This window comes from Amycolatopsis sp. lyj-84 (assembly GCF_046549075.1).
Classification (GTDB): Bacteria; Actinomycetota; Actinomycetes; order Mycobacteriales; family Pseudonocardiaceae; genus Amycolatopsis.
Genome location: NZ_JAJPWO010000008.1, coordinates 289,966 through 312,349, shown reverse-complemented (window position 1 = coordinate 312,349; position 22,384 = coordinate 289,966). Strand labels below are relative to the sequence as shown.

Below are 22,384 nucleotides of genomic sequence, written 5' to 3'. Positions count from 1 at the left end.
AGCTTGGCCGCGAGGCTAGCCAGAGCCGGCCGCGACACACAGCCCCCCGGAGAGTGAACCTGTCGCCACGCTCCGCACAACGCAGAGCAATCACGCGCACACCGGCGCCACATGAACCACAGACGAACCAGAGGTGGCGCCGCGACCGGGAATTCTGCCCGCGCCCACTCGCCCTTCTCAGCAAACCGTGCGACAATCGATTTGCTGACACACCCCCGGTCAGCGCCTGTGGAGATCCCCTCCGACCCCCGCGTTCCTCCCCCTGGCGCGGGGGTCGCTCCGTGTTTTGGGGGGCCACCCCCCAAACCCCCAGGGTCCGTTCTGTGGCGGTTGGCGGCCCCGGACTTGGTGCGGGTGAGAGACCAGGCGGCGCTGCGCGAATGGTTTTCTTAGAGTGCCGTGGTTGCGTTTAGTGATCACTGGTGGTGTTGGCCTTTTGGGGTGCTGGGCCATTCGAGACAAATTAATGGGTGTGTCGTGGCTCACTGTGGTTGGTTTGCCGAGACCGAACCGTTATCGTGGCCCGGTGCCCCTTCCTTCCTTGAGCCGTCGTAGCGGCAGCCGCACGAACCTGAAGCCGGTCAACCCCGGTCGTCACCGCAACTCCTCCACCAAGGAGGCCGAAGCGGTCGTCGAAGACACGGAGCTCACCAGCTACCTTCGCGCCCTCGCCCCCGACAACGACCCGGAAAGCACCGGCACCGGCAAGCGCTTCGGTGAAGCGCAGGTGTTCCAGCTGCGGATGAACCTCATCGCGATGGAGCAGCTCAAAGACGCCGCCCAGGAACGCAACCTGTCGCCGCAGGCGCTGGCGCAGGAGTGGATCCTCGAGCGCCTCTCGTGGGAGTCACAGGCCAACTCGGCCCAGCAGCGCCGCCACGAGGAAGCCCACACGGACGAGTTCCGCTTCGACGCCAACGCGTGGGAGCAGCCCGTCCCCCGCTGACCCCGTCGACCGCGGAACGGAACAGCACACCCGAAGAAGCTTTCAAAGCCATAGAAAAGGCCCCCGGCGAGAACGCCGGGGGCCTTTCTGATCAGTCTGAGCAACGCCGAATGGGCGGACTCAGATCGCGCGGACCTTTTGGGCCTGCGGGCCCTTCTGACCCTGACCGACTTCGAACTCCACTCGCTGATTCTCCTCGAGAGTGCGGAAACCGCGCCCCTCGATTTCCGAGTAGTGAACGAAGACGTCGCCCTCGCCGCCATCCTGCGCGATGAAGCCGAAGCCCTTCTCCGCGTTGAACCACTTCACAGTGCCTTGCGCCACCGCTGTACTCCTCGTTGCACATCCGCTTCGAGTGCCTCCGAAGCGACACCCAGACCGTCCCGGGCGGTTCCAACGAGTCGAGCGAAGAGCGCGTCACCGGCTCATGGCTCGCGTCAGAAGTTCCGCGAGTGTGAAGCCACGAACACGCAAAACGACGGCCTGATGGCAGAGTACCGGGATCTGGCCATATTTGAAGCCCGTGATCGGACTCTGGGCACCCCCAAGTACCAAGGTCACCGGAACGTCGTATACCGCTCCGGCTTCTGTCGGACCCTCTCGCTACCCTGTCGCCGCACGCCGACCTCAGCTCATCGCCGGACACGGACCGAAGTCGGCCATGCCCCGATCGTGAACTATGATCCACCCGATTGTGACTCGCATCACTCCCGGTGGGATCAACTTCAGGGGCGGTCCGGACGTCATGGTCGGTGTACAGGGGAGCAAAGGGGAAGCTTTGAGGTTCACTGAAACCGCACGCCGCCGCTCGGCGATCGCGGCACTGGGGCTGGTGGCGGTTCTGACGCTGGGGGCGTGCAGCAGCGAGCCGACCGTGTCGGCCAGCGGGCCGGACGGCGGCGGCCCGATCAGCAGCGAGACCGGCGGGAAGGCCGCCGCGCCCGCCAAGCTGACGTACGAGCCGGCCGCGGGCGCGCAGGACGTCGCGCCCGGCCAGCCGATCAGGGTCAGCGTCGCCGACGGCACGCTCGACCAGGTCGTCCTGACCAATCCGGAGGGCAAGCAGGTCGCGGGCCAGCCGTCCGAAGACAAGAAGAGCTGGTCCACCACCGAACAGCTCGGCTACGGCAAGGCCTACACGTGGTCCGGCAAGGCCACCGGCACCGACGGCAAGCCCGCCGAGGTCGGCGGGGCCTTCACCACGGTCAAACCGCGCAAGCAGGTGGGCGCGAACATCAACGTCTTCGACGGGCAGACCTACGGCATCGCGATGCCGATCACGCTGACCTTCCCGAGCAAGGTCACCGACAAGGCCTCGGTCGAGAAGGCGCTGTCGGTCGAGACCACGCCGAAGACCGAGGGCTCCTGGGCGTGGGTCCACGACGACACCTCGGTGCACTGGCGGCCGAAGGCCTACTGGCAGCCCGGCACCACGGTGAAGTTCAACGCCAAGATCTACGGCGTCAAGATCGGCGATGGCGTGTACGGCAAGGAAGACCGGTCGGCGAGCTTCACGATCGGGCGTTCGCAGGTCGTCAAGGGCAACACCCAGACCCACCGGCTCCTGGTGATCCGTGACGGTCAGCAGATCGCGGACTACGCGGCCAGCTACGGCCTCGACGCCGATCAGGGCCGGGTCACCCCGAGTGGCACGCACGTGGTGATGTCCAAGCACGACACGTACTCGATGACCAACGAGCGCTACAACTACGAGAACATCGTCGTGCCGTCCGCGGTGCGGTTCTCGACCAACGGCGAGTTCATCCACGGCTACGGGCCCTCGATCTGGGCCCAGGGCAAGAAGAACATCTCGCACGGCTGCGTGAACCTCGCTCCGGTGAACGCCAAGGAGTACATGGCGGGCGCGCTCGTCGGGGACCCCGTCGAGATCGAGGGCAGCACGGTGAAGATCAACCGGGCGCGTGACTACAGCGACTGGACCTACTCCTGGGACGAGTGGACGAAGCTGTCCGCTCTCGGGAGCTGAAGTACTTCCACGAAACCGGGCGGCCGGAGACCTCCGTGGTCTCCGGCCGTTCGTGTTATCTGCCGCGCGCTGAAGTCTCCGTCGGGCGCGGAGCGCCCTTGGGGAGACGACGTTGTGAGACTTTCAAAACTCGATGCAACCCGAAGGCGACCAGGACGCATGTCTAACGACGTAAGGCGCCGCGGCCAATGAGCGGCGCCCGGATCGAGGAGACACCCTTGCGCACTCGTATCGCTCTTTCCCTCGGCGCGCTGCTGCTCGCGGGCGGCGCCGCCTTCGCGACCACGTCGCTGGCGTCGGCCGACCAGAGCGCCCCGTCGCCCACGGTCACCCAGGCGCCGACCGAGGCCCCTGCCCCGGCTCCCACCACCACGAAGCCGGGCGAGCCGCCCCGGGTCACCACCGCCCCGCGGCCCGCCCAGAAGACCCCGTCCGTCGCCGCTCCGGGCGAGCACCGCGTGCCCAAGGCCGTCCCGGCCGGGCCGACCGGGGACCTGAACCTCCCCGCCGTCGTCGAAGGAGCCGGTAACTAGGTGTCGTTGAGCCGCTCGTCGAAGACCGGGACGGGCTCGCCGTGGGACGGCGAGTTCGCCCGGTACTTCGGCGAGCGCGCGCACAGCCTGCGTGCCACCGCGTACCTCCTGTGCGGGGACTGGCACCAGGCTGAGGACATCACCCAGGCCGCGCTGCTCAAGCTGTATCTGGCTTGGCCGAAGCTCTCCCGGCACGACGCGCTCGACGGCTACGCGCGCAAGATCGTGCTGCGGACCTTCCTCTCCGAGCATCGGCGCGTCTGGCGCAAACGGGAGAAGCTCACCGACGCCCTTCCCGAAGTCCCGAGCGAAACGGGCGGTACGGAACAGGAGATGCTGGTCAGGCATGCCCTGTCCGGTGTCGCCCCGAAGCAGCGCGCGGTACTGGTGCTGCGCTACTTCGAAGATCTCAGCGTCGAGGAGACGGCCGCGGCGCTGGGCTGCAGCACCGGGAACGTGAAGAGTCAGGGCGCGCGGGGTCTGGCGACCCTGCGCAAGCGGCTCGGACCGCATTTCAGCGAACTGGCCTTGAGCGGAGCGCACGACGATGGGAGGTGAGGAGATGGACGAGGACATCAAAGGCGTGCTTTCGCACGGGGTGAGCGGTCCCCCGCTGGGCATCCGGGCGGCGGACATCATCGAGCAGGGTGGCCGGATCCGGCGACGACGCAAGCGGCTGGCCGTCGCGGGGAGTTCGGTGGCGACGGTCGCGGTGATCGTGCTCGGCGCGATCGCCGTCGGCGGTCGTGGCGGCGAGGGGTCCGCGCCGGTCCAGCCCGCCGGGCCGGGCCTGTCGACCATCTCCCCGGCCCCGGCCCCGGTCTCGACGGAGCCTTCCGAGGCGGCCCCCGGGCCGGAAGTCACCACTCAGCAGCCTGGTGCCTCGAAGCCCAGCCAGGCACGCTCGACGCCCAAGCCCCCGCAGCCGGGCCGGACGACGGCGCCGCCGCCTCGTGTGCCCACCACGACCAGCGCGACGAAGGAGCCGAGCGGGCCTCCGACGGCCGGTACGACTCGCTGAGTTCCCGCCCGGAACGTCCGGATTCCCGATCGATTACCCAAAGTAGTCGGAAATTCCCTGATATCGGCTTCACCTGGTGGTTCGTCACCGGTTTGGGGGAACGACGCCCCCGCGATCGGCCCGAATCGCTGAGCCCGGACGTTTGAACACCTACGGTCGAGGGAACAAACCCTCGTCGATGGGTAAGTAAACGGGTGGGTCGGGAGGTCAAACCCATGGCCGAAGAGGCGCTGAGCGCGTCACATCAGGAAAAAGGGGAACCCGCGGAGGCCCCACCTGAGCAGATCAGAAAGGCCGTCGCCGGAGCGGCGATGGGTAACTGCATCGAATGGTACGACTTCGGTGTTTTCGGCTTCATGCCCGCCATCCTGGGGCAAGTCTTCTTCAACGCTTCCAGCACTTCCGAAGGCGCGCTGGCGACCTTCGCGGTGCTGGCGATCACCTTCATCGTGCGGCCCTTCGGCAGCTTCGTGTTCGGTCCGCTGGGGGACAAGATCGGGCGCCAGAAGGTCCTCGCGCTGACGATCATCCTGATGTCGGGCTCGACGTTCGTCATCGGCCTGCTGCCGTCCTACGCCACGATCGGACCCGCCGCGGCGGTCGCGCTGATCCTGTTGCGCATGATCCAGGGCTTCTCGGCGGGTGGTGAGTACGGCGGGGCGGCGACGTTCATCGCCGAATACGCCCCCGCCCGGCGCCGGGGTTTCTGGGGCAGCTGGCTGGAGTTCGGCACGCTCGTCGGGTTCGCGATGGGTGCCGGCTTCGTCACGATCTTCACCGTGGTCCTCGGCGACGACGCCATGCGCGAATGGGGCTGGCGCCTGCCGTTCCTGATCGCCGGACCGCTCGGCATCGTGGGTCTCTACCTGCGGAACAAGCTGGAGGACACTCCGCTGTTCCAGGAGATCGAGAAGAAGCAGCAGGTCGAGAAGTCGCCGCTGAAGGCGCTGCTCAAGAAACACTGGACGTCGATCCTGCACCTGATCGGCATCGTGGTGATGCTGAACGTCGCCGACTACATCGTGATCACCTACCTGGAGACCTATCTCAAGGACGTGGTCGGGTTCAGCGGGCATACGCCGTTGCTGATCATCCTGGCGACCATCGCGCTGATGCTGATCCTGATCGTGCCGGTCGGCATACTGTCCGACCGGATCGGGCGAAAACCCATCCTGATCGCCAGTTGCGCGAGTTTCCTGGTGCTGCCGATCCCGGCGTTCTCACTGATGGGCGCGGCCGCGGACGACCAGAACGCCTGGCAGCTCATGCTCGGCCTGGTGATGATCGCGGTGCCGCTGGTGCTGATCCTGGCGGTGCTGGCGGCGACGCTGCCGGCGATGTTCCCGACGCAGGAGCGCTACGGCGGCTTCTCCATCGGGTACAGCGTCTCCACCGCCGCCTTCGGTGGCACGGCGTCGTACGTCATCGGCAGCCTGGTGGACAAGACCGGCGACAACCTGTGGCCCGCGTACTACCTGATGGGCGCGGCGGCGATCGCGGCCATTCCGATCCTGCTGCTGCCGGAAACCGCCGGAGTCTCGTTGCGCGGCATCGTGAATTCGCGGATCGCGCGGCGCCGGAAGCCGGAATCGGTCAGTCCCGGCGGTGCCTCGGAGCTACCGGCGAGTTAACGTCTCTCCATGAGCCGTATCTCTCAGCCGTGGCCGCCGGTCGAAGTCGAACCGGCGACCGTCCACCCGGAAGCCCCTCAGCCGGGCAGCCACCTGGGCATCCACTTCGGTGAGTGTTTCGGGTGCGGCGACGAGATCGAGGCCGGGCTCCACCTGCATTCGACGGTGGGCGAAGGGACGACGGTGTACTCCAAGTTCACCGTCACCTCCGCCCACCAGGGTGCGCCCGGCCTCGCCCATGGCGGCCTGCTGGCTTGCGCCTTCGACGAGGCGCTCGGCGCGACCGTCGGCAACCTGCTGCGTCGTCCCGCCGTCACCGGGAAGCTGGAGACGGACTTCCTGCGGCCGGTCCCGGTCGGCTCGACCCTTTACATCGCCGCGAAACTGGACGGCATCGCCGGCCGGAAGATCTACGTGAGCGCCGACGGACGGCTCGACGCCGAAGACGGCCCGGTCGCGCTGCGCGCGCGGGCGTTGTTCGTGCGGGTCGAGTTCGAGCACTTCAGCAAGCACGGGGATCCCGAGGCGCTGCAAAAGCTCGCCGCCGCGCACGAGAAGGCCGAACGCGCACGCGAGTGGGACATCAACCCCTGAGCGGCTAGGTGAGCGTCCTGGGGCGGATCGCGTTGGCCTTGTCGACGAGTTCGACGCGCTGGTCGACGGTCCCGGCCAGGCGGGCGAGGGTCCGATAACAGCGCTCGAGCCCGAACCGCAGGTCTCGCTCGTCCAGGGCACAGCCCAGCACCTTCGCACCCGGTGTCGGCCGGTTCTGCGAGTTGAGCCAGCCGTGCGCCGCCTCGAGAACCTCCGCCGACAACCGCGTGCGGCGTTCGGCGTCGAGCTGCAAGCGCTCGAGCCGCGTCGAGGCGTCGACGAGATCCCGCTCGGACACCTGCACCGGATCCTTGCCGCCGCCGTTGATCCTGGTCTTGATCTTGATCGCGGCCACCTGCGCGGCGACGTAGTGCGTGGACGACGCCGGGACGGCCTCCAGCACCTCGATCGCGCTGGCGCGGGCGCCCTGCGCGAGATACACGCGAGCGAGCCCGAAGGCCGCACTGACGTACGACCGGTCCGTTCGCCACACCAGCTCGTAGTAGCGCGCGGCGCCGAAGTAGTCCCCGACGCCCTCCGCGCTGACGGCCAAGGCCAGCTTCGGCGCGATCTCGCCGGGAAGGTCGTCGTACACCGCCTCGAACGCGACGTGCGCGACGCGGGAGCGGCCGCCCGCGAGCTCGATCAGGCCGCGGTACCAGTCGATCCGCCAGTCGTGCGGGAACCCGGCCTTGATCGCGAGGTACTGCCCGGCCTGCAACTGCCGCTGCGCCTCGACCAGCTCACCGAGCTCGATCCGGGCGCGGACGATGCGCAACCGGACCTCGATCGACTCGCGCGGCGCCCCGGCCAGTGAGTCGATCGCGCCCGCGGGATCGAGCGCGACGGTCGACGCGAGCATGCCCGCCGCCGGGTCGTCCGTGTCGACCTGCGGGATCGGCAGGCCCGAGACCACTTCGCCGGGATCCGGCAGCGGCACGCTCCCGCCGTGCTCGGGGACGACCAGGTCGACGCCGAACGTGCGGGTCTCCGGGCCGAAGACGGTCGACGCGCCGGGGCGCGGCTTCCCGGTGCCCAGCGCCATGATCTCGCGGAGCACGCCGGTCAGCTGGTCGCCCATCTCCTCGGCCGCGATGAACCGGCGGTCCGGGTCGGTGTGCGTCGCGCGCCTCAGGAAGCGGTAGTACGAACCGAAGAGCGCGAACAGCGGGACGACGTCCGGGCCGGGCAGGGTCGCCTTGTACTTGCTGGTGTACCCGGAGAATTCGAAGCTGAGGACGGCGAGCGTGCGGCCGACCGTGTACAGATCCGATGCCACCGAAGCGCCGTGGGTCGCCAGTTCGGGAGCGCTGTAGCCGGTGGTGAAGAACAGCGGGCTCTCGTAGTCGTCGATGCGGCGGACCGCGCCGAGGTCGATCAGCTTGAGCTGTTCGTGCGTCTGGATGACGTTGTCGGGCTTGAGGTCGCAGTACAGCAGGTTCTGGCTGTGCAGGTAGCCCATGGCGGGCAGGATCTCGAGCCCGTAGGCGATCACCTGGCCGATCGGCAGCGGCTCCGGGCGCTTCGTCTCGCGGTGGTGCGCGAGCGCGAGCTGGCGCAACGACTGGCCACCGACGTACTCCATGACGATGTAGCCGACCGAGTTGCCGGTGTCGCCGTCCGGATGCTGCACGAAGTTGTGGATCTTGACGATGTTCGGGTGCTCGACCTCGGCGAGGAACCGCTGCTCGTTGGCGGCGGCCGCCATCGCGGTGGCGTCACCGGTGTCGATCAGGCCCTTGAGCACCACCCAGCGGTCGCTGACGTTGTGGTCCTGCGCGAGGTAAATCCAGCCGAGCCCGCCGTACGCGAGCGCGCCGAGCACCTCGTACTGGCCGCCGACGATCTCGTTCGGGCGCAGCTTCGGGACGAAGGAGAACGGGTTCCCGCACTTCTCGCAGTTGCCCTCGGGCGAACCGGGCCGGCCGTCCTTGCCGCGGCCGACCTTGGCGCTGCAGTTGCCGCAGAAGCGCTTCTCCTCCGACACCATCGGGTTGTCGAGGACGGCGGATGCCGGGTCGCGGTACGGCACCTGCGGGACGTCGACGAGCCCCGCACCCAGACGGCCGCGGCGAGACGTGCGCGACGACGTCCGGCGTGCGGTGCCGGGGAACGAACCCGTGCCGGTGCCGGTCCCCCGGCTGCCCGATCCGGTCCCCGTGCCGGTCCCGGTTCCGTGGCTTTCGCTGGACCGTTCGGGGAGGACGCTTTCCGTGCCTGGGTCCGGCAGCTGCCCGGGGCCGGGGTCGACGCGCGGCGCCGGCGGCATGATGCTCTGCGTCTCCGGGGTGGGCGACGAGAGCACGCTGGTCGGCTGCGGCGCGTCCGCGGGCGCCTGCCAGGCGGGTCGGACGACCTGGGTCTGCGGGCTCACCGGGGCCATCTCCCCCGGCGGGCGCGTCGGGTCCTCGGCGCCGGGGATCGGCCGCTGCTGGCCGCGCGGCGGGGTCTGCGGACGCTGCTGGACCGGCGCGTGGAAGATCGTGCGCTCGGCGTCCGTCTCAGGCGCGGCTTTCCGCTTCGGCGGCTCGGAGGAATCGAGCCTGCCGGAAATCGACGGTTCAGGCGTCTCCCAGCGGACCGGTGCCGGCGGCGTCCAGGACGCGGACTCGGCCTCTTGGTCCGGCTTGGTGTCGTCCGGCGCTGCGTGCCGAGGACGGCGCGGCTCTTCCGACACAGGTACCTCCCGAAATCCCCGCGACCACGTCGGACTCAGTCTAGGGGTGACCAGGCAGGTCGTGTCCGCGCCGGGTCGAACCCGCTACGGTGCGAGAGAGAACCGATTCAGCAGGTGATGAGGGGGAGGCCGAGTGCCTGCGTCATTTTCGATGTCGATGGCCCAGCTCGACGTCGTACTCGAAGAACTCGGGCTCGGCAGATTCGTGCTGCCGTTCGAAATCCCGACCGTCGGTACCACCGTCACCGAACGCGAGCGGCACTGCGCGGAAGTCTGGGCCGACCTGGCCGACCGAGGCTTCGCGCGCGGCCGCGAACTCCTGCGCGACTACGAGCAGGCGCTCCGGCTCTGGGCCACGGGGGACTTCGTCGTCACCCTGGAGGCGCACGAAGTCGAGCAGAACGCCGAATACCTCTATCGGGGTTGCTGGGACCGTCGTTTGGGCGTCGTGAGCCAGCAGCGCGGATTCGACATCCTCTTCGAGACGGTTTACCCCGAACAGGTCACCGCCGCCCTGCTCGGCAACTTGCCGTCACTGCAGCCGTTCCCCGGACGGGTGACGACGTCCAGCACTCTCCCCCCGTCCAAACGACCGGACGACCCGTTCGACGAGGACCCCGGCAATCTCCGGCTGGGCGCGGCAGGCCGGTTCTTCGAATTCCCGCTCGCGAGACTCGGCACGATCAGTGTCACCCTGCGCGACGATCGGGGTAAACCGCAGCAGAAGAGCGTCCAGTGGTTCGACAGCGTCCAGGGCCGCTTCATGCTCACCACCGACCGCTTCCCCGACGGCGAAGTCCGCCGCATGTTCACCCCGACGAGCGGCTCTCACCTGGCACGATGGATCCACGACCTGGTCGAAGCCGCCCGCGTCGGCAGCGCGTGATCCTCGGCGGAAGGCGGCCTTTCGCTCCTCTTCCGCTGATATCGTGACCTGACGAGCGCTACGAGTAACCGGGACTTGGTACAGGGGAGAGACCATGACTGACGGCACCGGCGGACCGCCGGGCAACTTCTCGCAGATGCTGGGCGATTTCTCGGCGCAGGCCGATGCGATGGTGAAGGCGGCGAACGAGGGGCGGTTCGCGGTCAGCCCGGAGATGGGCGAGGCGTACAAGACGGCGCTCAACGACTACTTGGACAGCTGGACCGGTAACAAGATCCACTTCGACAGCTTGGCGAATTCCCCCGAGCTCGGGACCAGCCCGTATACGGAGCAGGTCGGGCAACACATGACGATGGTCGCGTCGGGTGACAGCCAGTCCGCGAAGACACAACTCGAAAGTCTTCAAGCGGTCGTGGAACGCGCGCAAGCCGCGATCGACACCGCTATCAGCAAGTACCAGGCCAGCGACCAGGCGGGCAGCAAGGACCTGTCCAATATCGGCAAGGAAATTCACTAAATGAGCCAGTACCGGCCCAAGTCTCTAAAGCACTCTTCTCTGATCGCGCTCCCGGCTTTGCTGCTCACCCTTGCCGGATGTACGAGCGAGAAACCTGGGAACCCGACTCCGTCGACGCCCGTTCCCTCAAGTTCCGACCAAAGTTCCGGCACTACCCCGCAGGACGCCTTCGCCGATTTGAAGGCGTGTGACCTACTTGAACCGATCGCTTCTTCCTTGGGATTCGATCCCCCGGCGGCGGAGAGCTACGAGAGTGACAACGGTTGCGGCTCAAGTAAACCCCGATACGGAACCGTGGCTTTCTACCTCGTGCCCAATGCCGGGATCGCCGACCTGAAGACCGACACGGGCCAGATAAATCAGACCACCATCGCAGGACGCAAGGCGGTCGAACTGCCCGGCAGCGCGGGCAAAGGCGCCTGCCTGATCGGCATCTCCGTCACCGAGAAGGCCAGGGCGACAGTGAACCTCGGGCTTTCGAACAGCGGAACGACCGAACAAGCCTGTGCGGATGCGCGGTCCATTGCCGAGCAGCTCGCGCCCAAGCTGCCCAGAGGGAACTGAACGGATCGGGGAGGGGACCATGGCGGAGAACACCGGTCAGGACAACTTCGAGTCAGTGCTGAGCGCCGACGGCAAGGCCCACCGCACGTACGAGGGCAAGCGCTACGCGGAGACCTACGACGAGACCAACCGGGGTCCCGGTGGCAACGACCTCACCGCGCGGCTGACGGCGGAGCAGAAGGCCGGCCAGTATTCGGGCGAGCAGGCCGCGGCTCTCACCCAGGGACAGGAGTTCCGGGCCGGGCTCGGGCCGTCGGGTCAGCGGTACGAGGGCAACTCGCACGGCGACCTGATCGGCATGGTGACCGACAATCTCTCCGCCGAGAAGATCGATCAAAAGGGCGAGATCTGGAACAATCAGGGCAACGCGCTGAACACCTTCAGCAGCGCCCTCTCCTCCGCCGCCAACAAGGAGGGCGCTCACTGGCAGGGGCCCTCCGCGGAGGCCGCGCACGGGTTCTTCAAGAACCTGGGCAAGTGGGCCGACACCGCGGGCGACGGCGCTTACCTCGCCTCCAACCGCTTCTCCCAGTCGGCCGCCGCGGCCACCACCGCGAAGAACTCCATGCCCGAAGAGGTCCCCTTCGATCGCAACACCGAGTACAAGAACGCGATGCAGCAGCTCTCGACCGGGAACTTCGCGGGCGCGGTGGAGACGGTCGGCAACATCTCGGCCAAGCAGGAGCAGTCGTTCCAGGCGCATCAGCAGGCCGCTCAAGTGATGCACACCTACGACCAGTCGCTCTTCGACGTCAATTCCAAGCAGCCCACCTTCGCCCCGCCGCCGGAAATGGGCGATTCGACGACGGCGTCCGGGTTTTCCGGGGGCACCGAGGTCAAGGGCTTCAGCGGAGGGCCAGGACAAGGCCCCGGACCCGGGGGACCCGGTCCGGGTTACTCGGGTGGACCAGGGCCGACATCGGGGCCGGGGCCGGGGATCACGACGGGCGGCGGGCACACCGGGGTTCCGGGGCCGGGGCAGTCGCTCAGCGGGCCGCCCGGGTCGTTCCGGCCAGGGCCGACGCCGGGGTTGGCGGCCATGAACGGTCCTGGTCCCAGCGGTCTCGGACGGCTGGGCAGCGAGCAGTACCGCGGCAAGCCGGGCCGGACGACGGGCGGGCCTGGCGGCAGCGCGGCGAGCCGGTTGACCGGTGGCGGTAGCGGTGGCGGCTTCGGGCGCAACGGCGGGTCGGGCAACGTCGCCGAGCGGCTCGCGGGCGGCAAGGTGTCGGCCGGTGAGGCCGAGAAGCTGGCGGGCAAGGGCGGCGGGTCCGGGGCGGGCAAGCTGCCCGAGGAGCGGGTGACGCGGGGTGGCGCGGCCGCGTCGGGCAAGAGCGGCGGCCAGGGGCCGATGGGCGCCGGTGCTCCCGGTGGCAAGGGGCAGAAGGAAGAGGACAAGGAAAAGAAGGCCCCGGACTACCTGCAGGAAGAGGACGCCGACGTCTTGTTCGGCGGCTACGACGGCGACATGAAGCCGGTGCCGCCGGTGATCGGCGAGAAGTCCCCCTGAGACGAAGCGGGCCGTTCGGGAGCGATCCCGAACGGCCCGTTCTCACTTGTACTGCGCCGAGGGCGGCGTCCCGCCGTCGAGTTTGTTGCCGATCCACTTCGCGTAGCTCGTCTGCCACGCGCCACCGCGCACGTTCTCCAGCACGGCGTTCACGTACCGCACCATGTCCTCGTTCTCCTTCGGGACACCGATGCCGTAGTTCTCCTCGGTGAACCGGTCCCCCACGATCTTCAGCGTCGGGTCCTGCGCGAGCATCCCGGCGAGGATGACGTCGTCCGTCGAAACGGCCTCGACCTGCTTCTGCTGCAGCATCACCAGGCAGTCCGACCAGTTGTCCACGGAGACCGGCACCGGCTTCGAGGGATCCGCCGCGATCTTCAGCAGCGAGGTCGACGTCTTGGTCGCGCAGACCCGGCGTCCGGCGAGGTCCGAGAGCTGGGCGACCTTCGAGCCCGCTTCGACCAGGATCCGTTGCCCCGCCTTGTAGTACGCCGTCGAGAAGCCGACCTTCTGAAGCCGGCTGCAGGTGATGCTGTAGGTCCGCACCACGATGTCGACCTGCTTCTTCTGGAGTACCTCTTCCCGCAGTTTCGACGGGATCGCCCGGAACTGCACCCGGCCTTCCGCGCTGCCGAAGATCGCCTTCGCGACTTCGTTGACCATGTCGATGTCGAAACCTTCGAGCTGGCCCGACGTCGGATTGCGGAAACCGAACAGGAACGTCGTCTGGTCGACGCCGGCGATCAGTTTGCCGTTCTCCTTGATCTTCGCCATCGTCGATCCGCTGGTGATCGACGTGCCGTTGGTCGGCCGCAGACTCGCGAGCGGGTTGCAGCTCGTGTCGGCCGTCCCGCCGCCGCCGGCGTTGTCGGCACCGCCGACGTTCGCGGGCAACGGCGGCGCGACCTCGCCGACCGGGGCCGGGTCGACCGGTGCCCCCGCGCTGCCACAAGCCGTCGCCAGCACCAAGACGGCGCCGAGCACGGCCGCCCGCAGACCGTTCCGCATCACCGGTACTCCCTCAGCCGTTCACGGATTCCCAACGCGGACCCCGCCGCCGCGATCAGCGCCAGTACCGCGATCCCCGGCGCGAGCAGGGTCAGCGCGCGCTCGGCGCCGCGGGTGTCGTCGAGGAATTCCTGTCGTCCCACGTTGATCGCGGACACCAGGTTCTCGTCGAGGCGCAGGAACGCCCCCGCCGCGCCGTCCTTCTTGTCGTCACGGATCGCCGTGTCGACGGCGTCCTGGTAGAAGCCGTCGTCGTCGAGGCGCCGCACCTCACCGTGCGCCTTGAACCACGCCGACGCCGCTTGGATCGCCTCGTCCACCTTCCCCGCGGCCGCGCCGCCCGCCGCGAGGCCTTTGGCCTCGCCCAGCAGACCGCCTTGGCCGTCCGTCCCGCCGAGTTGCCCGGCGAGGTTACGGAAGTCCTGTTCGTACGCCGCACCATCGCCGCGCGCGACGAGGGTCAGCGTTTCGTCGGCTCGTGCCTGCAGCGCCGCGATCCGGGCGCGCACGAGGACGTCCACCTGGTGCGAGCCGTCCTCCTCGCCGCCGCCGACGAGGCTGCTCTGCACGATCAGCGCCACCGCGCCCCACAGCAGGGCGACCACCACCGAAGCGGACGCGACGACGAGCCCGACGTTCAGCAGCCGGTTGGTCTTCCGCGTCAGGTGCACCTGCGTGACGATCAGCGCCGCGAGCAGGGCGAGCAGCAAAGCCGTTGCCAGCCAAGGGAATCCGGTCGCGTCGTCCTGTTCGGCGGTGAGCCTGTCGGTGTCGATGCGGTACAGGTCCTGTGCGGCGGGAAGGATTTTCGTCCGCATCAGCTCGGAGGCTTCACGCAGATACGAGGCGCCGACGGGATATCCCTGCCGGTTGTAGGTGCGCGCGGTCTCGATCAGTCCTGTGTAGACAGGGATCTCGCGGCCGAGGATGTTGATCTGTTCGGCCGCGTCGTCGACGCCGGACGAGTCCGACGCCGCCTTCGCGAGCGCCGCGCCCGCCTCCGCGACGTCGCGTTCGTATCGCTGGCGCATCGGGAGCGGCTCGGTGCCGATCGAGAGGAACGAACTCGCCGCTGTCGCGTCGGCGTCCGAAAGCGCGCGGTAGACCTGTTGCGCGGCGGCGGCGAGGGGTTCGCGGTGGTCGATCAGGCCGTTGATCGTGTCCTTCTTGTCCTGCGCGGCCAGCGTGCCGAACAGGCCCGCGACCAGCGACAGCAGGACGAGCCCGATCGCGATCACCGACAGTCTGCCCGGAGTGGTCGCCGCGGACCGGACGATCGCGCGGATCCCGTTCCCCGGCAGTTCGAGCACTCCGGCGATCCCGCCTCGGCCTCCGGGCGCCGGGGGCGGCACGGGTGCGGCAGGACCCCCCGGCGGCCCCGGCCGGGTCACAGTGCTCGTCATCGCCGTTCCTCCCCATTGGCTCTACCCGCAAAGAAGGTATCCGAGTCGGGATCAGCGCAGCCAGTGACACCGGCGTGTGTCATCGGCACGTGATCTCCCGGCAGCGTCAGAGGCCTTTTTCCAGGCCGTAGCGCACGGCCTCCGCACGATTGCGCACACCGATCTTCGCGAAAGCGTGGTTGATATGGCTTTTCACGGTGGCGTCGCCGATGAACAACTCGGCGGCGATTTCCGGATTCGACAACCCGCGCGCGATGAGGCCGAGCACTTCCGCCTCGCGCGTGGTGAGCCCGTCCGGGAGTTCGGTCTTGGCCCGGGTGACCGTTCTCGCGTCGAGCGCGGCGGCGAGCCTGTCGGAGACTTCGGCGGCGAAGACGGCCTGCCCGTTGGCGGCGGAGCGGACGGCCGCCCCGATCTCGGCGCGGCCCGCGTCCTTGGTCAGGTAGCCGCGTGCCCCGGCGCGCACCGCGTCGGCGATCGAAGCGTCGTCCGCGTACGTCGTCAGGACCACGACCGCGACGTCCGGGTGATCTCGTTTGAGCAAGCGGGTCGCGGCCACCCCGTCCAGGACGGGCATCCGCAGATCCATCAGCACGACGTCGGCCGCGGTGGTGCCGAGCAGATCGAGCGCCTGCCGCCCGTCGCCCGCGGAGCCCGCGACCTCGACGCCGTCGATCAGCCCGAGCAACGCGACGAGCCCTTCGCGCATGACCTGCTGGTCATCGACGACGACCACCCGGATCACGTCCTCACCACCGCCTCCACCGTCCAGCGCCCGCCGTCCGGGCCCGCGGTCAGCGTGCCACCGGCGAGCGCGAGCCGCTCCCCCATCCCGGTGAGGCCGAACCCGCCGGTGTCCTCCGAGCGGACGGTGTCGCCGAGGCCGTTCCACACGCGCAAGCGGACCTCCGATGGGGTGAAGCGCAGCAGGAGCGACACCGGCCGCCCAGGGGCGTGCTTGGCCGCGTTGGTCAACGCCTCCCGCGCGACCCCGACCAGCGAGACCACCGCGGCGGACGGCAGTGGCCGCTCATCGCCCGTTGCCTCGAAGGACACCCCGTCGTGATGCGCGTCCGCCAGCAGCCGCAAGGCTTCGGCAAGCGACGGGACGTCGCTGCGCAGGGCGGCGACGGCGTCGCGTGCCTCGGCGAGCCCGTCCGCGGCCAGCCGCCGTGACAGCCGCACTCTGCCGAGCGCACCGTCCACATCGGACTTCTCGGCCAGCAGCGCCTCGGCGACCTCCAGGTGGATTCCCAGCGCCCCCAGCGAATGCGCGAGGACGTCGTGGATCTCCCTGGCGATCCGGGTGCGCTCGTCGAGCGCGGCGGCCCGCGCGTGTTCGCTCTGCGCCAGCTTGGTCTGCTCCAGCAGCGCGGCCGCCTGCGCCGCCTGCACCTCGTACTGCCGCCGGTTCAGCCCCAGCAGCATCAGCACGAGCAGCACCCCGACGTTGCCGAACACCAGCGGCGCGGACGCGCCCGCGACCAGGCCGGTGACCGCCGCGAGGCTCGCGTCGAGCCCCACCACCCCCAAGATGGCGGCCACCGACGGCTCGGTCAGGGTGGCGAACCGGCTGACCGTGACCACCGCGAGCACGATGGCGGAGGAGTCCTCCGCCCAGCCGAGCGCGATCGACGGCGCGACGCTCGACACCGCGAGCAGGACGGTCGCCACCCGGGGGAACCGCGGGGAGGCCGCCACGAAGCCCAGCCAGCAGGCCCCGCAAACGCCGTACGCCGTCCAGATCCAGGCACTGGACTCGCGCGCGGTCAGCAGCACCACCACGACCGCGGCCGTGCCGAGCAGCTGGACGACCAGCCAGCTCGGCGCGATCGTGTCGGGCAGGAGCGGCCTTTCCCGTTTCCCCATTTCTCCCCTCAGTGATCGCTCAGCCGCGTGATCATCTCCACCAGGATCAGCCGGTAGGCCAGGAACCCGAGCAGGACGACGACACCTGTCACTACCAGCCCCAACAGGCCTTTCACGTTCATTTTTCCCATGACACGGACGTTAGGCACGCCGACGGGTGGAGCGGCACCGTCGCCGGGTGGAGCCGGGGGTGGAGGTTCAGCCGCGGACGGCGGGAGCGACGGAGTACGGGAGGACGTCGGCGCCGTCGGCAGGCCGTTCGACGACGACCTCGACGTCGTCGGCGAACCGGTACGGCCTGCCGAGCAGGATCCCGCCGAAATGACGCCGCATCCTGGACATCTCCGCGCGGACGGTGACGGTGCGGCCGGGGACCCCGAACAGGTCGAGCGACAGTTCCGAGGCCGACCTTCCCTCCCGATGCAGGGCGAGGACGTACAGCATCTCCGCGTGCCGCGGGCTCAGCCGGTGCGTCCAGGTCCCTGCCGGGCCCGAGGCGCGCAGCGTGCTCTCCCGTGACGACTTCAGATCGAGCACGACGCGGGTCGGCGGCGTGTCCTCCTCCTCGGTGAGCCGGACGAGCCAGCCTCCGGGCAGCGGCTCCAGCAGGCAGTTCCCGTAGGTGGGCAGCCGGTTCCGGCCCGGGGCCGCGTCGTCCGGCAAGGCGATCCTGCCGACCGGGACGAGACCGGCCGACGCCGCGATCCAGCCGTGCGGATCGGCGATCACCGCCCGGCCCTTCACCTTGGTCAGTAGAGGCGAAGCGAGCCCTCGCAGCCGCTCGAGCTCCGAGAGGTGGGCGGTGCGCAGATGCGCTTCGGCGAGCTTCGCGACCGCGTCGACCAGGGCGAGGGTCGTCGGGTGCACGGTCGAAGCCGGGCCGGAGAGGTCGACGACGCCGAGCAGCCTGCCGTCCCTCGGATCGTGCAGCGGCGCGGCGGCGCAGGTCCAGTCGTGCTGGTTACGGACGTAGTGCTCGGCGGAGTAGACCTGGACCGGATGCCGCGTGACCAGCGCCGTGCCGATGGCGTTGGTACCGGCCGAGTTCTCGTGCCAGTCGACCCCTTCGACGAACCCGAGGTCGTCGGCCCGGCGGCGGACGGCGGTGCTGCCGTCGCGCCAGAGGACGCGGCCGTCGGCGTCGACGACGGCCATGATGTGCGCGGCCTGCTCGGCGAGGCTGATCAGGCCGCCCCGCAGCACGGGCAGGACGGCGGCGAGGCCGCTCCCGCGACGACGAGCCTCCAACTGCTCCGGGCCGAGCACGGGTACCGGCGCGCCGCGGTCGGGGGTCCAGGCCGAGACGGCGCATGCGCTGCCAGGACGCTCCGATGACCGCGCGCGGGTGACCGGGGAGCGCGTTACCCGCGAGGGCGGCTTCGTGCACCTTGGCGAGAGCGCGCGCGTGCCGCCGCGGATCCGCGCCGACCGGCAACGCCGCCTCCAGCTGCACCTGGCCCACTCCTCTGGTCCGTTTCGGCCAGTGTGCCCGGGGATCCCGGCGTTCGGAAGGTCTCTGTGACCTGGGCGGGTTTAGGCGGTGAAGGGCGCATCCACCAGGTGGGACGCGGGGAAAGCCCCCTGCGGCTTCCGCCCGAGCAGCAGGCCGGTCCTGGTGGCCTCGGCCATCACGGCGCGGACGTCGACGCACCACGGGCCGTCGGGCTTCAACTCGACGAAAGCGCTCTCTCCCGGCTTGAGCACGAAGTGCGGTTGCCCGTCCAGCGCGATGGAGCCGCCGGCGGCGGCGAGGTCGACACGCACCCCGGCGTCCAGCACACTCCAGCCCCGGACGCCCACCGCCCGGACCTCGCCGGGCGCGATCGGCGCCTGCACCACGTAGGGCGTCTCGTCGACCGGCCCGAGCGAGACCGCGACACCGTCCACAGTGGACTTCGGGCTGGGGCACAGCCTGCCGGGGATGCTCGACAGGCCGATTCCGTCCGGTACGGCGAACGTGCAGTACAGCTCGGTCAGCGACGCGGGGTCCCATCGGCTCTCGGAACACACGCTGACGTCGTTCAGCGCGATCTCCCGGCGGGCCTTGGTGACGACCTCGAGGATGGTCGCGCGGTTCGTGACCAGGTCCGCGTCTACCTGATGGGTGGCCAGCAGCCCGGCGGCGAGCCCGGCGACGGTGGGCTCGGGAAGGGCGTCGGTGCTCCCCGACGGCAGCATGAGCAGCGGGACGTCACCGCAGGCGGCCGCGGCGGCCCGCATCATGCCGTCGTCACCCAGGCAGATGAGCACGCTCGCTCCCGCGTCCACCATCCGCCGGACGGTGCCGATGATCTTCCCGGCCTCCGTCCACACCATCACCCGTCCGACCCCCGCCACGCGGAGTGCCGAACGCAGGCTCTGGATGTCACGCTCCGAAGCGGGGTTCGCCACGATCCCCGCAACCGCTTCGCCCACATGTCCTCCGCTGCCGCGCCAAGTCCTACTAGGAAACGACGCCGGGGCCGGGAAAGAAAGAGTTGCACGAGGTTGCATCGCCCTTTCCTGTGCCGATGCGGCCGTTTTGGTCACCCCGTGGCGGACTCCGGCTGTCCCCCAGGGCGGGATGTGCGCTGGTCGTGGCCTCGCTAGCGTCGACTCATGGACTCGCTGGGGTGGGCGCTCTTCACCGGGCGCGACGCCGATCTCGAACCGCCTTCGGCCTGGTGGCGCGGGCCGGCCTGGATCAAGGGCGTCCTCACCGCCTCGGCACTCACCGTGCTGATGGTCCTGACCTACGGCTCCTGGGCGCGCTACCTCGGCTCGGAGAGCTTGCCGCTGGTCTTCTTCCTGCTGCTCCTGCAGCTCGTGCCACCGCTGCTGGTCGTGCGGTTCCCGCTGACCGCCGTCCGGGTGGCGGCGGTGGGCATGGCGGCCGCCACCATCGCCACCCTCTTCCCCACGCGCCATCCGCCGTTCGGCACGACGCTGTCCGACTGGCCGCTGCAGACCCACGTCCTCCCGTACCTCCCGGTGCTGGCGCTGACCCTCGCCAGGACGAAACCCGGGCAGGGCACGGGGATCTCGATCATCGCGGTGGTGCTCACCACCGCGATCGGCCTCGCCCAGCTCCCGCGCGGGGGGACGAAGACACTGGTGTCGTCGCTGATCGTGGTGACCGTGACCATCGTCGCCGGGTACGGCATGCAGCAGCGGCGGCGGGCGCTGACGCAGGCCGACACGGCCGAGCGGACGGCGGTCGAGGAGCGGACGAAACGCACGGCGCTGCAGGAACGCGCGCTGATCGCCAGGGAACTGCACGACATCATCGGCCACCACCTGTCGCTGATCGCCCTGCGCACCGACAGCGCGCGCTACCGCCTCCCGGACGTGAACGAGGCCACCGCGGAGGAGTTCCGCGCGCTCGGCGTCGCGGCCCGCGAGGCGCTGGACGAGGCCCGGCGGCTGGTCGGCGTGCTGCGGGACGACGACACCGAACCGGAACACGAACCGCAGCCGGGGCTCGCCGAGGTCCCCGGACTGCTCGACGGCTGCCGGGCTTCCGGGATCGACGTCCGCTCCCGGATCACCGGCGGCGACGGCGTCCCGGCCATGATCGCCCTTGCCGCGTACCGGATCTTGCAGGAGGCGCTGAGCAACGCGGCCCGGCACAGCCCTGGGTCCATTGTGGACGTCGACGTCCGGCGGGAGCGGGACGTGCTCGTGATCCTCGTCGAGAACGGGCCCGCCACGCGGGTTCCGGCGCCCTCGGCCGACGACGGCACGGGCCTGGCCGGGATAGCCGAACGCGTTACGCTGATCGGGGGCACTTGCGAGACCGGCCCGAGGCCAGGCGGCGGGTTCCGGGTGGCCGTCACACTGGAACTCACGGGGGAAGCGTGACGACGCTGTTCATCGTCGACGACCAGGCCATGGTGCGGGAAAGCCTCGCGAGCCTGCTGGACGCGCAGCCCGGGCTCGACGTCGTGGGCCAAGCAGGTGACGGACTGGCCGCACTGGCGGGCATCTCCGCCCTGACCAGGCCACCGGACGTCGTCCTGATGGACATCCGGATGCCGGTGATGGACGGTCTCGAGGCGACGCGGCGACTGCTCGAAGGCGACGGCGAGAAGCCGAAGGTGATCGTCTTGACCACTTTCCATTTGGACGAGTACGTCTACGAAGCGCTACGGGCGGGCGCGAGCGGGTTCCTGTTGAAGGACGCGCCGTCGGCCGAACTGGTGAACGCCATCGACGTGGTCGCCGCCGGGGACGCGCTGCTCTCCCCCGCCGTCACGAAGCGGTTGATCGCGAGTTTCGTCGCCAGCGCGCCTGTTCCGAGGCCTTCGCCGTCGCGGTTCGACGTGCTCACCGAACGCGAACGCGAGGTGCTGCGGCTGATCGCGAAAGGACGGTCCAATCCGGAGATCGCGGCGGACTTGGTGCTTTCGGCGCAGACCGTTAAGACATACGTGGGCCGGATCCTCGCGAAGCTCTCGCTCCGTGACCGGGCGCAGGCGATCGTGCTGGCCTACGAGACCGGACTCGTCGGCCCCGGCTGAAACGAACGACCCTGGCTGTAATACCCCTGAAAAAGCAGCAGGGCCGCCTCCCCGAGGGGATGACGGCCCAGCTTGGAAAACCTGGATCAGATCACGTTGACCGAGGTGGCCTGCGGACCCTTCGCGCCCTGCCCGATTTCGAACTCCACGCGGGCGTTCTCCTCGAGGGTACGGAAGCCGTTGCCCTTGATCTCGCTGTAGTGCACGAAGACGTCGCCGCCGCCGTTGTCGGGAGTGATGAAGCCGAACCCCTTCTCGGAGTTGAACCACTTCACAGTGCCCTGAGTCATAAAATCTCCATATGCAACACAAACAAACAGGAAGCCACGTCGGCAGCCCGGGTCATGACCAGACGGTTTGCTTCCCCGGAAACACGAGGAGACACTACGCCCGCTGAGTTCTGCGAGCGTGAACCAACACGAACACAAAAATCGAGACCTGGAGCAGTAAAGCACACCTCACGCAGGCCGACAAGCGTGATCACCCGCGTGTGCGCGGCCGCACGGCACCCTTTTCAGGGGGGCTATTCGCCGCTCGCCGCGCGCAGTGGTACGTCGGCGCCGAACGGCGAACGGCGCAACACCTCCCGGTTCGTGGCCATGACGGCCACATCGTGGGTCTCCGCGTCCGCGCTGAACTGCACCGGCACCACGCCGGAAACGGACTTGTCCTGTGGCTTCGTCTCGTCAGCCATGTTTTCTCCCCTGTGTCAACACAACGCTCGTAGTACTGCGCAAGA

At 69.1% G+C, this 22,384-nt stretch carries 23 protein-coding genes and 1 pseudogene; 13 read left to right on the top strand and 11 right to left on the bottom strand.

Annotated elements, in window-relative coordinates; translation table 11 throughout:
* Positions 1-526 precede the first annotated feature (526 nt).
* Positions 527-946 (top strand): hypothetical protein, encoded by a 420-nt coding sequence (locus ACLJRM_RS25325; protein ID WP_101611941.1) that lies wholly within the window; start codon positions 527-529, stop codon positions 944-946.
* 120 nt (positions 947-1,066) lie between these two features.
* Here the strand turns inward: ACLJRM_RS25325 and ACLJRM_RS25320 are convergent, their stop codons facing one another.
* Positions 1,067-1,270 (bottom strand): cold-shock protein, encoded by a 204-nt coding sequence (locus tag ACLJRM_RS25320; RefSeq protein ID WP_003097368.1) that lies wholly within the window; start codon positions 1,268-1,270, stop codon positions 1,067-1,069.
* 421 nt (positions 1,271-1,691) lie between these two features.
* On the opposite strand from ACLJRM_RS25320, the gene ACLJRM_RS25315 reads away from it, so the two are divergent.
* The 6 genes from ACLJRM_RS25315 (at position 1,692) to ACLJRM_RS25290 (ending at position 6,712) form a co-directional block, all read left to right on the top strand.
* Positions 1,692-2,933, top strand: a complete 1,242-nt coding sequence (locus ACLJRM_RS25315; protein ID WP_410664461.1) for an Ig-like domain-containing protein — start codon at positions 1,692-1,694, stop codon at positions 2,931-2,933.
* Between the two features lie 188 nt (positions 2,934-3,121).
* Complete coding sequence (locus tag ACLJRM_RS25310; protein WP_101611940.1) at positions 3,122-3,466, top strand: hypothetical protein; 345 nt, start codon at positions 3,122-3,124, stop codon at positions 3,464-3,466.
* The gene (locus tag ACLJRM_RS25305; RefSeq protein ID WP_101611939.1) at positions 3,467-4,024 is read left to right on the top strand and encodes a SigE family RNA polymerase sigma factor; all 558 of its coding nucleotides are present in this window, start codon (positions 3,467-3,469) and stop codon (positions 4,022-4,024) included.
* Between the two features lie 4 nt (positions 4,025-4,028).
* Positions 4,029-4,487, top strand: a complete 459-nt coding sequence (locus ACLJRM_RS25300; RefSeq protein ID WP_233223076.1) for a hypothetical protein — start codon at positions 4,029-4,031, stop codon at positions 4,485-4,487.
* Between the two features lie 215 nt (positions 4,488-4,702).
* On the top strand, positions 4,703-6,118 hold the full coding sequence (locus ACLJRM_RS25295; protein WP_101611937.1) for an MFS transporter: 1,416 nt from the start codon (positions 4,703-4,705) through the stop codon (positions 6,116-6,118).
* Positions 6,119-6,127: 9 nt separating this feature from the next.
* Positions 6,128-6,712, top strand: coding sequence for a PaaI family thioesterase (locus ACLJRM_RS25290; RefSeq protein WP_101611936.1), 585 nt, complete (start codon positions 6,128-6,130; stop codon positions 6,710-6,712).
* Between the two features lie 4 nt (positions 6,713-6,716).
* Here the strand turns inward: ACLJRM_RS25290 and ACLJRM_RS25285 are convergent, their stop codons facing one another.
* A complete protein-coding gene (locus tag ACLJRM_RS25285; RefSeq protein ID WP_101611935.1) occupies positions 6,717-9,389 on the bottom strand; it encodes a serine/threonine-protein kinase in 2,673 nt (890 codons plus the stop codon).
* Between the two features lie 133 nt (positions 9,390-9,522).
* On the opposite strand from ACLJRM_RS25285, the gene ACLJRM_RS25280 reads away from it, so the two are divergent.
* From ACLJRM_RS25280 to ACLJRM_RS25265, 4 genes are all read left to right on the top strand, one after another.
* The gene (locus ACLJRM_RS25280) at positions 9,523-10,275 is read left to right on the top strand and encodes an ESX secretion-associated protein EspG (RefSeq protein WP_410664460.1); all 753 of its coding nucleotides are present in this window, start codon (positions 9,523-9,525) and stop codon (positions 10,273-10,275) included.
* A 94-nt stretch (positions 10,276-10,369) separates the two neighbouring features.
* Positions 10,370-10,792, top strand: a complete 423-nt coding sequence (locus ACLJRM_RS25275) for a hypothetical protein (RefSeq protein WP_410664459.1) — start codon at positions 10,370-10,372, stop codon at positions 10,790-10,792.
* Positions 10,793-11,356 (top strand): DUF3558 family protein, encoded by a 564-nt coding sequence (locus ACLJRM_RS25270; protein ID WP_410664458.1) that lies wholly within the window; start codon positions 10,793-10,795, stop codon positions 11,354-11,356.
* Positions 11,357-11,375: 19 nt separating this feature from the next.
* Complete coding sequence (locus ACLJRM_RS25265) at positions 11,376-12,866, top strand: PPE domain-containing protein (RefSeq protein ID WP_101611931.1); 1,491 nt, start codon at positions 11,376-11,378, stop codon at positions 12,864-12,866.
* A gap of 42 nt (positions 12,867-12,908) precedes the next feature.
* Here ACLJRM_RS25265 and ACLJRM_RS25260 read toward each other — a convergent pair whose 3' ends face one another.
* The 7 genes and pseudogenes from ACLJRM_RS25260 to ACLJRM_RS25230 all read right to left on the bottom strand — a co-directional run bounded on the left by ACLJRM_RS25260 (position 12,909) and on the right by ACLJRM_RS25230 (position 19,561).
* Positions 12,909-13,874: a glutamate ABC transporter substrate-binding protein gene (locus tag ACLJRM_RS25260; protein WP_101611930.1), complete on the bottom strand. Its 966-nt coding sequence runs from the start codon at positions 13,872-13,874 to the stop codon at positions 12,909-12,911.
* Positions 13,874-15,277, bottom strand: coding sequence for a hypothetical protein (locus ACLJRM_RS25255; protein ID WP_101611929.1), 1,404 nt, complete (start codon positions 15,275-15,277; stop codon positions 13,874-13,876). Before ACLJRM_RS25255 ends, ACLJRM_RS25260 begins: the two co-directional genes overlap by 1 nt.
* 106 nt (positions 15,278-15,383) lie before the next feature.
* A complete protein-coding gene (locus tag ACLJRM_RS25250) occupies positions 15,384-16,022 on the bottom strand; it encodes a response regulator (RefSeq protein ID WP_101611928.1) in 639 nt (212 codons plus the stop codon).
* Positions 16,019-17,146 carry a sensor histidine kinase gene (locus ACLJRM_RS25245; protein WP_410664457.1) on the bottom strand — a complete coding sequence of 376 codons (1,128 nt, stop codon included), beginning with the start codon at positions 17,144-17,146 and terminating at the stop codon, positions 16,019-16,021. Before ACLJRM_RS25245 ends, ACLJRM_RS25250 begins: the two co-directional genes overlap by 4 nt.
* A gap of 8 nt (positions 17,147-17,154) precedes the next feature.
* On the bottom strand, positions 17,155-17,277 hold the full coding sequence (locus tag ACLJRM_RS25240; RefSeq protein ID WP_255414870.1) for a hypothetical protein: 123 nt from the start codon (positions 17,275-17,277) through the stop codon (positions 17,155-17,157).
* 67 nt (positions 17,278-17,344) lie between these two features.
* Positions 17,345-18,608 (bottom strand): annotated as a pseudogene (locus ACLJRM_RS25235) (GAF domain-containing protein).
* 71 nt (positions 18,609-18,679) lie between these two features.
* Positions 18,680-19,561, bottom strand: a complete 882-nt coding sequence (locus ACLJRM_RS25230) for an NAD(+)/NADH kinase (RefSeq protein ID WP_101611926.1) — start codon at positions 19,559-19,561, stop codon at positions 18,680-18,682.
* Between the two features lie 183 nt (positions 19,562-19,744).
* Between ACLJRM_RS25230 and ACLJRM_RS25225 the strand changes: the two genes are divergently transcribed.
* Both ACLJRM_RS25225 and ACLJRM_RS25220 read left to right on the top strand, forming a co-directional pair.
* A complete protein-coding gene (locus ACLJRM_RS25225; protein WP_410664456.1) occupies positions 19,745-20,986 on the top strand; it encodes a sensor histidine kinase in 1,242 nt (413 codons plus the stop codon).
* On the top strand, positions 20,983-21,645 hold the full coding sequence (locus ACLJRM_RS25220) for a response regulator (protein ID WP_410664455.1): 663 nt from the start codon (positions 20,983-20,985) through the stop codon (positions 21,643-21,645). The genes ACLJRM_RS25225 and ACLJRM_RS25220 overlap by 4 nt, the downstream gene beginning before the upstream one ends.
* Positions 21,646-21,731: 86 nt before the next feature.
* Here the strand turns inward: ACLJRM_RS25220 and ACLJRM_RS25215 are convergent, their stop codons facing one another.
* Both ACLJRM_RS25215 and ACLJRM_RS25210 read right to left on the bottom strand, forming a co-directional pair.
* Positions 21,732-21,935, bottom strand: coding sequence for a cold-shock protein (locus tag ACLJRM_RS25215; RefSeq protein WP_037319152.1), 204 nt, complete (start codon positions 21,933-21,935; stop codon positions 21,732-21,734).
* A 233-nt stretch (positions 21,936-22,168) separates the two neighbouring features.
* Positions 22,169-22,339 (bottom strand): hypothetical protein, encoded by a 171-nt coding sequence (locus ACLJRM_RS25210; protein ID WP_168214470.1) that lies wholly within the window; start codon positions 22,337-22,339, stop codon positions 22,169-22,171.
* Positions 22,340-22,384 lie beyond the last annotated feature (45 nt).